This is a genomic window from Kitasatospora sp. NPDC059803, from assembly GCF_042732255.1.
In the GTDB taxonomy this organism is placed as follows: domain Bacteria; phylum Actinomycetota; class Actinomycetes; order Streptomycetales; family Streptomycetaceae; genus Kitasatospora.
In genome coordinates this window covers 57,528-70,072 of the sequence record NZ_JBHWIJ010000006.1, presented here as the reverse complement: position 1 = coordinate 70,072, position 12,545 = coordinate 57,528, and the positions used below count along the sequence as shown (strand labels likewise).

At 73.1% G+C, this 12,545-nt stretch carries 8 protein-coding genes; 6 read left to right on the top strand and 2 right to left on the bottom strand.

The genetic code is table 11. From position 1 onward, the window contains the following. Positions 1-142: 142 nt before the first annotated feature. Positions 143-3,271, bottom strand: a complete 3,129-nt coding sequence (ileS, locus tag ACFV6I_RS02140; RefSeq protein WP_380423291.1) for an isoleucine--tRNA ligase — start codon at positions 3,269-3,271, stop codon at positions 143-145. Positions 3,272-3,912: 641 nt separating this feature from the next. Between ileS and ACFV6I_RS02135 the strand changes: the two genes are divergently transcribed. The 6 genes from ACFV6I_RS02135 (at position 3,913) to ACFV6I_RS02110 (ending at position 10,576) form a co-directional block, all read left to right on the top strand. After that, positions 3,913-4,380: a TraR/DksA family transcriptional regulator gene (locus tag ACFV6I_RS02135; RefSeq protein ID WP_244293330.1), complete on the top strand. Its 468-nt coding sequence runs from the start codon at positions 3,913-3,915 to the stop codon at positions 4,378-4,380. Between the two features lie 164 nt (positions 4,381-4,544). Further along, on the top strand, positions 4,545-5,198 hold the full coding sequence (lspA, locus tag ACFV6I_RS02130; RefSeq protein ID WP_079135530.1) for a signal peptidase II: 654 nt from the start codon (positions 4,545-4,547) through the stop codon (positions 5,196-5,198). Positions 5,199-5,258: 60 nt separating this feature from the next. Next, positions 5,259-6,197 carry an RluA family pseudouridine synthase gene (locus ACFV6I_RS02125; protein ID WP_063347228.1) on the top strand — a complete coding sequence of 313 codons (939 nt, stop codon included), beginning with the start codon at positions 5,259-5,261 and terminating at the stop codon, positions 6,195-6,197. 1 nt (position 6,198) lies between these two features. After that, positions 6,199-6,660: a GNAT family N-acetyltransferase gene (locus tag ACFV6I_RS02120; RefSeq protein WP_380423290.1), complete on the top strand. Its 462-nt coding sequence runs from the start codon at positions 6,199-6,201 to the stop codon at positions 6,658-6,660. A 164-nt stretch (positions 6,661-6,824) separates the two neighbouring features. Continuing rightward, positions 6,825-9,650 (top strand): alpha/beta fold hydrolase, encoded by a 2,826-nt coding sequence (locus ACFV6I_RS02115; RefSeq protein WP_380423289.1) that lies wholly within the window; start codon positions 6,825-6,827, stop codon positions 9,648-9,650. Positions 9,651-9,718: 68 nt separating this feature from the next. Then, positions 9,719-10,576, top strand: coding sequence for an ABC transporter permease subunit (locus ACFV6I_RS02110; RefSeq protein WP_363368425.1), 858 nt, complete (start codon positions 9,719-9,721; stop codon positions 10,574-10,576). A 141-nt stretch (positions 10,577-10,717) separates the two neighbouring features. Here the strand turns inward: ACFV6I_RS02110 and ACFV6I_RS02105 are convergent, their stop codons facing one another. Continuing rightward, positions 10,718-12,439, bottom strand: coding sequence for an alkaline phosphatase D family protein (locus tag ACFV6I_RS02105; protein ID WP_380423294.1), 1,722 nt, complete (start codon positions 12,437-12,439; stop codon positions 10,718-10,720). Between the last annotated feature and the right edge of the window lie 106 nt (positions 12,440-12,545).

Below are 12,545 nucleotides of genomic sequence, written 5' to 3'. Positions count from 1 at the left end.
GGGTCGAACAGGGGGCGCTCTGCTGTGGTGCGGACGGGGGCGGGGGATGGGCGCGCGCGGGGTGGTGACGCCACTTCAGGGGCGCGCGGGTACGGCGAAGCCGCCGTCGCCCCGGGCGGGGTGACGGCGGCTTCGGAGCGGGTCAGGCCTTGCGGAGCTGGAAGGCGAGGCCGAGGGCTTCGTCGGCGAAGGTCTCGGAGTCCCAGTCGGCCGTGCCGGCGGCGAAGTCGGTGGCCAGGACCTCCTCGGCGACGAGGGGGCCGTGCTCGGCGATGGCCTCGGCGGTCTCCTCGGTGGTGGCCCGCCAGCGCAGGACGATCCGGTCGGCGACGTCGAGGCCGGAGTTCTTGCGGGCCTCCTGGATCTGGCGGATGGCGTCGCGGGCGACGCCGATCCGCTTGTTCTCCGGGGTTTTTGCCAGGTCGAGGGCGACGGTGGCGCCGGACTCGTTGGCGACGGCCCAGCCCTCGCGCGGGGTCTCGGTGATGATCACCTCGTCCGGGGAGAGGGCGACCGGCTCGCCGTTCAGCTCGACCGAGGTCTCGCCGTCGGCGCGCAGTTCGGCGGCCAGGCGGGCGGCGTCGGTGGCGGCGACCGCCTTGGCGACGTCCTGCACGCCCTTGCCGAACCGCTTGCCCAGGGCGCGGAAGTTGGCCTTGGCGCTGGTGTCGACGAGCGAGCCGCCGACCTCGGCGAGCGACTCCAGGGTGGAGACGTTGAGCTCCTCGGCGATCTGCGCGCGCAGGTCGGCGGGCAGCTCGTCCCAGCCCTGGGCGGCGATCAGCGCGCGGGACAGCGGCTGACGGGTCTTCACGCCGGACTCGGCACGGGTGGCCCGGCCGAGCTCCACCAGGCGGCGGACCAGCGCCATGTGCCGGGAGAGGTCGGTGTCGATCAGCGACTCGTCCGCCTGCGGCCAGGTGGCCAGGTGGACCGAGGCCGGGGCGTCCGCGGCGATCGGGACGACCAGGTCCTGCCAGACCTGCTCGGTGATGAACGGGGTCATCGGGGCCATCAGGCGGGTGACCGTCTCCAGCGCCTCGTGCAGGGTGGCGAGCGCGGCCGCGTCGCCCTGCCAGAAGCGGCGGCGGCCGCGGCGGACGTACCAGTTGGACAGGTCGTCGACGAAGCCGGACAGCAGCTTGCCGGCGCGCTGGGTGTCGTACGCCTCGAAGGCGGCGTCGACCTCGCGGACCAGGGTGTTCAGCTCGGAGAGCACCCAGCGGTCCAGCTGCGGGCGGTCGGCCGGGGCCGGATCGGCCGCCGAGGGGGACCAGCCGGCGGTGCGGGCGTACAGGGCCTGGAAGGCGACGGTGTTCCAGTAGGTGAGGAGGGTCTTGCGGACCACCTCCTGGATGGTGCCGTGGCCGACCCGGCGGGCCGACCAGGGCGAACCGCCGGCGGCCATGAACCAGCGGACGGCGTCGGCGCCGTGCTGGTCCATCAGCGGGATCGGCTGCAGGATGTTGCCCAGGTGCTTGGACATCTTGCGGCCGTCCTCGGCCAGGATGTGGCCCAGGCAGACGACGTTCTCGTAGCTGTTCTTGTCGAACACCAGGGTGCCGACCGCCATCAGCGTGTAGAACCAGCCACGGGTCTGGTCGATCGCCTCGGAGATGAACTGCGCCGGGTAGCGCTTCTCGAACAGCTCCTTGTTCTGGTACGGGTAGCCGTACTGGGCGAAGGGCATCGAGCCCGAGTCGTACCAGGCGTCGATGACCTCGGGGACCCGGGTCGAGGCGCCGCCGCACTCGCGGCAGGCGAAGGTCACGTCGTCGATGTACGGGCGGTGCGGGTCGAGCTCGCTCTGGTCGGTGCCGGTGAGCTCGGAGAGCTCGGCCAGCGAGCCGACGCAGGTGAGGTGGCCCTCCTCGCAGCGCCAGATCGGCAGCGGGGTGCCCCAGTAGCGGTTACGGCTGAGCGCCCAGTCGATGTTGTTGTTCAGCCAGTCGCCGAAGCGGCCGTGCTTGACGGTCTCCGGGTACCAGTTGGTGGCCTCGTTCTCCCGGATCAGGGCGTCCTTGACCGCGGTGGTGCGGATGTACCAGGACGGCTGCGCGTAGTAGAGCAGCGCGGTGTGGCAGCGCCAGCAGTGCGGGTAGCTGTGCTCGTACGGGAGGTGGCGGAAGAGCAGGCCGCGCTCTTTGAGGTCCGCGACCAGGGCCTCGTCGGCCTTCTTGAAGAACTGGCCGCCGACCAGCGGGACCTCGGGGGCGAAGGTGCCGTCGGCGAGGACCGGGTTGACCACCGGCAGGCCGTACTTGCGGCAGGTCGCGAGGTCGTCCGCGCCGAAGGCGGGCGACTGGTGGACGATGCCGGTGCCGTCCTCGGTGGTGACGTAGTCCGCGTTGAGGACGTAGTGCGCGTTCTCGATCTCGACCAGGTCGAACGGGCGGCGGTAGGCCCAGCGCTCCATCTCGGCGCCGGTGAAGGACTCGCCGGTGGCCTCCCAGCCCTCGCCGAGGGCCTTGGCGAGCAGCGGCTCGGCGACGACCAGCTTCTCCTCGCCGTCGGTGGCCACCACGTAGGTGACCTCCGGGTGGACGGCGGCGGCGGTGTTGGAGACCAGGGTCCACGGGGTGGTGGTCCAGACCAGCAGCGCGGCCTGGCCGGCCAGCGGGCCGCTGGTCAGCGGGAAGCGGACGAAGACCGAGGGGTCGACGACGGTCTCGTAGCCCTGGGCCAGCTCGTGGTCGGACAGTCCGGTGCCGCAGCGCGGGCACCAGGGGGCGACCCGGTGGTCCTGGACCAGCAGGCCCTTGTCGAAGATCTGCTTGAGCGACCACCAGACGGACTGGACGTACGACGGGTCCATCGTCCGGTAGGCCTCGTCGAGGTCGACCCAGTACCCCATGCGGGTGGTCAGCTCGGTGAAGGCGTCGGTGTGGCGGGTCACCGACTCGCGGCACTTGGCGTTGAACTCGGCGATGCCGTACGCCTCGATGTCCTGCTTGCCGGAGAAGCCCAGCTCCTTCTCGACGGCGAGCTCGACCGGGAGGCCGTGGCAGTCCCAGCCGGCCTTGCGGGCGACGTGGTAGCCCTTCATCGTCCGGAAGCGCGGGAAGACGTCCTTGAAGACGCGGGCTTCGATGTGGTGGGCGCCGGGCATGCCGTTGGCGGTCGGCGGGCCCTCGTAGAAGACCCACTCGGGGCGGCCCTCGGACTGCTCCAGGCTGCGCTGGAAGATCTTGTTGTCCTGCCAGAACGACAGGATCTGGTGTTCGAGGGCGGGCAGGTCCACCTGTGCGGGGACGGAGTTGTAGGTGCTCATCGCGGGCGTCATACCTCCGGCGGATGTGAACGGGATCCGACGGAGGGACGAGACGGCGAGCCGCCCCGCGGTACCACCCTCCTTGGCCGCGGTGCTGCTGCGGCCCTCTTGTTTGGGCTTGCTGCCGGGTCTAGTGGGCCGGCCCGCGCGGTGGCGGGCGGCCGTTCTTCCGGCGGCTCCGGGGTGATCTTCCCGCCGTGCACACCCCCGGGCTCGCACCGTCCCCGGGTCGCTGGTGGCTGCGTACGTCGGTACTCGTCCCATCTGCGCCTTGCAGGGCCAGTGTATCGGCCGGGTGAGTCGGTTTGTCCAAATCGTTTTTCCCCGCGGTGGACGGCCGGGGCGCTCCGGGGCCGGCGGCGGTGGTGGTTAGGCGGGGGTGATCTGGGCACAAGTCTGGTCAGCGCGCGGGGCGTGGCGGCTGGGGCGACTGCCTGGGTGGGATCATCATGGGGCGTCGGAATGTCATGTTGTGACCGGTTTTGATCGGGATTATCGTTCCGGCACTGGAGGCCGCCGGGAACCGGCGGCTCGATTCGTTCGTAGATGGGGTCGAAGCCATGGCTGAGAAGGCAACCGGCGCGGGTACCGCCACCAAGCGGGCACGCAAGGCCGTGGCGGCCGATCCAGGGGAGGGGACCGTGACCACTACCGCACGGCAGAAGAGCAGCACCGACACCGTCACCGTGCCGCGCGGCGCCGAGTCGGTGGACCCGGCCACGCTGCCGGTCCGGCCCGGCGAGGACCCGTGGACCACCGACGAGGTCCACGAGCTGCACACCGAGCTCATCAGCGAGCTGGAGCGGCTGCAGAACGAGATCGACGCCGCCGAGGCGGCCATCTCCGGCCTGATGCGTGACTCCAACGACGGAGCCGGTGACGACCAGGTGGACGCCGGTACGAAGAACATCTCGCGGGAGAGCGAACTCGCGCTCGCCAACAACGCCCGGGACAGCCTCGCCCAGACCGAGCGGGCCCTGACCAGGCTGGAGGGCGTCGGCTTCGGCACCTGCGAGTCCTGCGGGCAGGCCATCGGAAAGGCCCGGATGCAGGCCTTCCCCCGGGCCACGCTCTGCGTGCAGTGCAAGGCCAAGCAGGAACGCCGCTGACGCGGCCGACCGGGGCGGCGCAGGGGGTCGGGCTTGCCGTACGCTCGACCCCGTAACGTCGCCTGAATCCTGGGACACGTCCGGTTCGGAGGTGTCCGGTACGGCGACCATGGGCCCACCCTCCCCCACCTCCAACCGGGGGAGCTCCACCGGCAGCGGAGCGGATCATCAGTACGCAAGGTTCCCCCCAGACGCGGGACGACGCCGTCCCGACCCCCGCCGAAGCCGTGGAGGTGGCCGTGGCCGAGCCCACCGAGCCCGCGGAGCCTGCCGAGCCCGCCGAGGCGACCGCCCCGGCCGCGGCGGAGGCGCCGAAGGGCCGTCGGCGGATCGGCGTGCTGATGGTCGTCGCGCTGCTCGCCTTCCTGATCGACTTCGGCAGCAAGCTGCTGGTCGTGGCCCGGCTGGAGAACCACGCGGCGATCAAGGTGATCGGGGACGTCGTCACCTTCCAGGTCATCCGCAACTCCGGCGCCGCCTTCGGCATGGGGCAGGCGCTGACCGTCGTCTTCACGATGATCGCCTCGGCCGTCATCGTGGTGATCTGGCGGATCGCCCGCCGGCTGTACAGCCTGCCCTGGGCGATCGCGCTCGGGCTGCTGCTCGGCGGGGCCCTGGGCAACCTCACCGACCGGCTGTTCCGCTCGCCGGGCGTCTTCCGCGGGCACGTCGTCGACTTCATCTCCGTCCAGCACTTCGCGGTCTTCAACCTCGCCGACTCGGCGATCGTCTGCGGCGGAATCCTCGTCGTGCTGCTCTCCTTCCGGGGCAGCAACCCGGACGGCACCGTCCACCAGCAGGGCGGCAAGACCGAGTAGCAGGGGCCCCGGGCGGTCGGGCGGGCGGCGGAGGGCCGCGGTTCCGGCATACTCGTACGGGTGAGTACCGCAGCGCAGATCCGCAGCCTCCCCGTACCCGACGGCCTGGAGGGCGAGCGCCTCGACGCCGCCCTCGCCCGGATGTTCGGTTTCTCCCGGACGAAGGCCGCCGAGTTGGCCGCCGACGGCAAGGTGACGCTCGACGGCGCCGTGGCCGGAAAGTCGGACCGGGTGACCGCCGGTTCCTGGCTGGAGGTCGAGATCCCCGCCCCCGCCGCCCCCGTGCGGATCATCGCCGAGCCGGTCGAGGGCATGCGGATCGTCCACGACGACGAGGACATCGTGCTCGTCGACAAGCCGGTCGGCGTCGCCGCGCACCCCAGCCCCGGCTGGACCGGCACCACCGTCATCGGCGGGCTCGCCGCGGCCGGCTACCGGATCTCCACCTCCGGCGCCGCCGAGCGCCAGGGCGTCGTGCACCGGCTCGACGTCGGCACCTCCGGGCTGATGGTCGTCGCCAAGTCCGAGCGCGCGTACACCGACCTCAAGCGGCAGTTCCACGACCGGATCACCGAGAAGCGCTACCACGCCCTCGTACAGGGGCACCCGGACCCGCTGAGCGGCACCGTGGACGCGCCGATCGGACGGCACCCCAGCTCGGACTGGAAGTGGGCCGTGACCAAGGACGGCAAGCCGTCCGTCACCCACTACGACCTGGTCGAGGCCTACCGCTCGGCCTCGCTGCTCGACATCAAGCTGGAGACCGGGCGCACCCACCAGATCCGGGTCCACATGTCCGCGCTGCGCCACCCCTGCGTGGGCGACCTGACCTACGGCGCCGACCCGACGCTGGCCAAGCGGCTCGGGCTGACCCGGCAGTGGCTGCACGCCGTGTCGCTCGGCTTCGAGCACCCGGCGGACGGGCAGTGGGTCGAGTTCTCCAGCGAGTACTCGCCCGACCTGCGCAAGGCGCTCGACATCATCTCGTCGGAGAGCTGAGATGACGGCGGCCATCCGGACCGCGGCGGGCGCCGCGGACCTGACTCTGGTGCGGGACGTGCGGCGCGAGGTGTTCATCGTCGAGCAGCACGTGCCGGAGGAACTGGAGTACGACGAGTACGACGCGACCTCGGTGCACCTGCTGGCCGTGGCGGCGGACGGGACCGCGCTCGGGACCGCACGGCTGATCTTCGGGGAGCAGGCGCTGAAGCTCACCGGGGGTGTCGAGGGCCGGGTGCTGCTCGGACGCCTCGCGGTGGTGTCGGCGGCCCGGGGGACCGGGCTCGGAGCCCAGCTGGTGCGGGCGATCGAGGCGGCCGGGCTCGACCGCGGGGCCGTCGAGGTGGAACTGCACGCGCAGGTGGGGGCGCTGGGGTTCTACGAGCGGCTGGGGTACACGGCCGAGGGCCCGGTGTACGAGTCCGCGGGGATACCGCATCGGACGATGACGCAGGTGCTGTAGGGCTTCGGGCCCGGCCGTGCGGATCCCCGTGCCCCTGGTGGGGTGCGGGGATCTCCGTTTTCCCGCGCGGTACCCGGACGCAACGGGGTGAACGGGGCGCAAGCGGCGGCTTCGGCGGTGGCCTTATCGGACGCCTACCCGGGGGGCGGATACGATCAGCCCCCATGGAGTTCGGTGGGGCGTGGCGCCGGTGGCGCAGCCGGGATACGACGGTGCGGCGCAGGGTGGTGGCCGGTGCGGTGGCCCTGGTGGTGGTGGCCGGGGCGGGTACGGCGACGGTGGCGTCCGGCGGTGAGCCGGCGGTCCATCAGGAGGACCGTTTCCTCGCCATGCCGGAGACCCCCGGCAGTGACCAGCAGGTCCAGGTGGACACCTCCTTCTTCACCACCGGCAGCACCCCGCGCCCGGCGGTCCTGCTCGCGCACGGCTTCGGCGGCTCCAAGGACGGCGAGCGCGAACGCGCCCAGCAGCTGGCCCGGCAGGGCTACGCGGTGCTGACCTGGTCGGCGCGCGGCTTCGGGCACTCGGGCGGGAAGATCGGCCTCAACGCGCCCGACCGCGAGGTCGAGGACGTCAAGCACCTGGTGGACTGGCTGGCCCAGCGGCCCGAGGTGCAGCTCGACGGGCCCGGCGACCCCCGGGTCGGCATCACCGGTGCCTCGTACGGCGGCGCCGTCTCGCTGCTGGCCTCCGCGTACGACCACCGGATCGACGCGGTGGCCACCCAGATCACCTGGTGGAACCTGGCCGACGCGCTGTTCCCGCAGGGCGTGCAGGGCTCGGGCTCCGTCGACGGCGTGTTCAAGAAGCTCTGGGCCGGGATCTTCTTCACCACCGGCGCGGCCGGCGACCTCGGCCCCTCCGGCGGCGCGCCGCGCGGCGGCGGGGCCGGGCCGGGGCAGGGCGCTCCCGGGCAGGGCGGTTCCGGGCAGGGCGGCGACGCCGCGGGCGGGCCGGTCGGCTGCGGGCGGTTCCTGGAGTCGCTCTGCCAGATGTACGACCGGGTCGCCACCGCCGGGCACGCCGACCCGGAGGCCGTCGCACTGCTGGACCGCTCCAGCCCGTCCTCGGTGGCCGCGCAGCTCAAGGCGCCCACCCTGGTCGTGCAGGGCCAGCAGGACTCGCTGTTCCCGCTCGACCAGGGCGACCGGATCGCCCGGGCCGTCGCGGCCAACGGCGCGCCCGTCTCGGTGGACTGGTTCGCCGGCGGGCACGACGGCGGCACCGACACCAGCGCCCGGGTCGACGACCGGGTGACCGCCTGGTTCGACCACTACCTGAAGGGGCAGGGCGACGACACCGGCCCCGCGTTCCGGGTCACCCGCACCGGGGGCGTCGACTCCACCGGCTTCCAGGCCGTGCTGCGCGGCGCCTCCGCCGACCGCTACCCGGGCCTGGACGGAACCGGCTCCCACGGCGTCGAACTGGCCGGCGGCGAGCAGACCATCGCCAACCCGCCCGGCGGCGCCCCGCCCGGGATCTCGACGCTGCCCGGGATCGGGGCGCTCAGCCAGGCCGCCTCGCTCGGCGCCGGGCTGTCGCTCGACTTCCCCGGCCAGCACGCCGCCTTCGACTCCGCGCCGCTGGGCCAGCCGCTGCACCTGACCGGGCAGCCCACCGTGCCCGTCCAGGTGCACGCCGACCGGCCGGACGCGGTGCTCTTCGCCAAGCTGTACGACGTGGGCCCGGACGGCAAGGCCGTGCTCCCGCAGCAGCTCGCCGCCCCGCTGCGGGTCACCGGCGCCGACGCGGGCCGCACCGTCACGGTCGCGCTGCCCGCCGTCGACCACACCTTCGCCGCCGGGCACCGGCTGCGGCTCGTCCTGGCCGCCACCGACCTCGCGTACGCCTCGCCCGTCGAGCCCGCCACCTACCGGGTCGCGCCGGCCGGGGCGCTCACCGTGCCGACCGACGACGAACTCGTCACCGAGGCCACGCCGCTGCCCGCGCGCACCTGGCTGCTGCCGCTGGCGGCCGTCGTGGTGGCGCTGGGCCTGGTGCTGTCGCCCCGGCTGCTGCGCCGCCGTCGGCGGGGGGCGGGCGACGACCCGGCGTACGACCCGGCGCTGGCCGGGGTGCCATTGCAGATCACCGGCCTGAGCAAGCGCTACAAGGGCGCCCAGGACCGTTACGCCGTACGGGAGTTGGGCTTCCGGGTGGAGCAGGGGCAGGTGCTCGGCCTGCTCGGGCCCAACGGCGCCGGCAAGACCACCACGCTGCGGATGCTGATGGGCCTGATCCGGCCCGACGCGGGCGAGATCCGGATCTTCGGCCACCTGGTGCGCCCCGGCGCACCGGTGCTCTCCCGGGTCGGCGCCTTCGTCGAGGGCGCGGGCTTCCTGCCGCACCTCACCGGCCGGGCCAACCTGCGGCTGTACTGGCAGGCCACCGGCCGACCGGAGGAGGACGCCCGCTCCGACGAGGCGCTGGCCATCGCCGGTCTCGGCGAGGCGCTCGACCGCGCCGTGCGGACCTACTCGCAGGGCATGCGGCAGCGGCTCGCCATCGCCCAGGCCATGCTCGGGATGCCGGACCTGCTGATCCTCGACGAGCCGACCAACGGGCTCGACCCGCCGCAGATCCGCGAGATGCGCGAGGTGATGATCCGGTACGCCGCCGCCGGCCGTACCGTCATCGTCTCCAGCCACCTGCTCGCCGAGGTCGAGCAGAGCTGCACGGACCTGGTGGTGATGGACCGCGGGCGGCTGATCACCACCGGGGCCGTCGGCGAGATCGTCGGCGCGGGCGAGCTGCTGTTCCTCGGGGTGCCCGCCGGGTACGAGCCCGGGTCGGTCGTCGAGAAGGTCGGCGCGCTGGCCGGGGTCGGCTCGGCGGAGGCCGTCGAGGGCGGGCTGCTGGTGCGCCTGGACGGGCTGGCGGCGCACGAACTGCTGGCCGAACTGGTGCGCCTCGGCGTGCCGGTGGAGAGCGCCGGGCCGCAGCGGCGGCTGGAGGACGCGTTCCTGTCGTTGATCGGAGGTGCGGCGTGAGCAGGGGTGCGAACGGTGGCGTGAGCAGTGAGGTGAGCAGTGAGGTGAGCAGCGAGGTGGGTGATGGCGTGAGCGGCGTCGTGTCGGCGGACCACGCCGAGGGGTACCGGGCGGGCCGGACGCTGCCGCTGCGGGTGGAGGCGATGCGCCAACTGCGGCGGCGCCGCACCCTGGTGATCGGCGCGGTGCTGGCCGCCCTGCCGTTCGTGATGCTGGCCGCGTTCCAGATCGGCGGCACCCCGAGCCGCCCCGACCGGACCACCTTCATCGACCTGGCCACCGCGTCCGGGCCCAACTTCGCCGCCACCATGCTGTTCGTGGGCACCGGCTTCCTGCTGGTCATCCCGGTGGCGCTGTTCTGCGGCGACACGGTCGCCTCCGAGGCGAGCTGGTCCTCGCTGCGCTACCTGCTGGCCGCGCCGGTGCCCCGGGCCCGGCTGCTGGCCCGCAAGTTCGCGGTCGGGCTGGCGTTCTCGGCGGTGGCGGTGGCGATGCTGCCGCTGATCGGGCTGGTCGTCGGCACCGCCGCGTACGGCTGGGGGGACCTCAAACTGCCCACCGGGGCCAGCCTTTCGGCCGGGGAGGCGCTGCCCCGGCTGGCCGTCGCGGCGGCGTACGTGTTCCTCGCCGAGATCGTGATCGCCGCGCTGGCGTTCTGGCTCTCCACGGCGACGGACGCGCCGCTGGGCGCCGTCGGCGGGGCGGTGTTCGCGTCGATCATCACCGGGGTGCTGGACGCCGTCACGGCGCTGGGGGGCCTGCGGGAGTGGCTGCCCGCGCACTGGCAGTACGCCTGGGCGGACGCCCTGCAGCCGCAGTTGGAGTGGGGCGGCATGGTGCAGGGCGTCTCGCTGTCGCTGTCGTACGCGGCGGTGCTGCTCGCGCTGGCGTTCCGGGGGTTCGCGCGCAAGGACGTGGTGTCGTAGGGCCGTTGTGCTGCGGGGCCGCCGCGGGGGGGGGGGGGGCCGGGGGGGGGGTGGCGGCCGGGGGGGGGGGGGGGGGCCCCGGGGGGGGGGGCGGGGGGGGGGGGGGGGGGGGGGGGCGCAGGGCGGGGGTCAGGGCTGGGGTCAGGCGATCGGGGCGTTCGCGCGCTCGATCCGCTGGGTGCCGGTGCGGGTGCGGTAGGAGCGGGTCCAGCTGCTGGTCGCGTCCTTGCGGGTGCGGTCGGAGAGGACGTAGTAGTCCATCTGGGTCTGCTCGGGCGTGATGTCCAGGACCCCGTAGCCGTGCGAGTCCAGGTCGACCCACTTGACGTGCGGGTTGGCCGCCTTGATCGCGGTGCCGGCCGCCAGTGAGACGGTCTGCGGGGCGACCTTCAGCAGGTCGTCGACGTTGTCGGAGGTCACCGAGGTGACCACGAACTCGGTGGCGACACTGCCGGACAGCGGGTAGGTGGCGGCCTCGTTCGGGACGTCGGCGGCCCAGGCGGAGTGGATGTCGCCGGTCAGGAAGACGGTGTTGGTGATGCCGTTCGTCTTGAGGTGGCCAAGCAGCTCGCGGCGGTCGTGGGTGTAGCCGTCCCACTGGTCGGGGTTGACCGCCACGCCCTCGCCGGGCAGGCCGAGCAGCTTGGCCAGCGGGCGCAGCAGGTAGTCGGGCAGCGAGAGGAAGGCGACCGGGGAGATCATCACCTCGTTGCCGATCAGTCGCCAGGTGGTGTCGGAGGCGGACAACCCGGCCTTGAGCCAGTCCAGTTGGGCGCGGCCGGTGAGGGTGCGGTCGGCCGAGTCGACGGCGCCGCTGCCCGTCTTCGCCTGCTGGGAGCGGAACGAGCGCTGGTCCATCAGGTGCAGGTCGGCGAGCTTGCCGTAGCGCAGGCGGCGGTAGGTGGTGCCGGCGATCGAGGGCCGGACCGGCATCCACTCGAAGTAGGCCTGCTTGGCGGCGGCCATCCGGTCGGACCAGGCGCCCTCGGTGCCCGGGGTGTGGTTCTCGGCGCCGCCGGACCAGGCGTCGTTGGCGAACTCGTGGTCGTCCCAGATCGCGATGGTCGGGAGCTTGGCGTGCAGGGCCTGGAGGTCGTCGTCGGTCTTGTACTGGCCGTGCCGGGTGCGGTAGTCGACGAGGGTGAGGATCTCGTGGGTGGGGGCGTGCGGGCGCACGACCGTGCCGCGGGCGCAGAACTCGCCGGTCTTGTACTCGTAGATGTAGTCGCCGAGGAAGAGGAAGGCGTCCAGGTCGCCGCGGGCGGCGAGGTGGCGGTAGGCGGAGAAGTAGCCACCCTCCCAGTTGGCGCAGGAGGCGACGCCGAACCGCAGCCGGGAGAGGGCGGCGTCGGTGGCGGGGGTGGTGCGGGTGCGGCCGGTGGGGGAGACGGCGCTGCCGGTACCGGTACCGGTGGTGGCGGTGAAGCGGTACCAGTAGGGGGTGTCCGGGGTCAGGCCGCGGACGTCGGCCTTGACGGTGTGGTCGGCGGCGGCGGTGGCGGTCACCGTGCCGCTCGCGACGACGCGGGTGAAGGCCTGGTCGGCGGCCAGCTCCCAGCGGACCTCGGTGTCGGGGCCGAGGCCCGAGCCGGGGAGGGACTCGGGGCGGGGCGTCACCCTGGTCCAGAGCAGGACGCCGTCGGGGAGGGGGTCGCCGGAGGCTATGCCGTGCAGGAAGCGGGGGGCGGCTTCGGGGGCCTGCGCGGCTCCGGCGGCTCCGGCGGCCTGGGCGGTCTGGGTGGCCTGGGCCGGCTCGGCGGCTTCGGCGGGGGTGGGGAGGGCGATCGGGAGGGCGGCGGTCGCGCCGGCGGCCAGCGCGCCGGCCTTCAGGACCTGGCGGCGGCGCGGGTGGGCAGGGGTCATGTCATGGACAAGATCGTTCACGTCCGGAAGGTTACCCGCTAGTAAAGCGTAGGTAAATCAGGTGACCTGACGACCCGTCGTGGAGCGGGCGGGTGTGGTTGCCCGG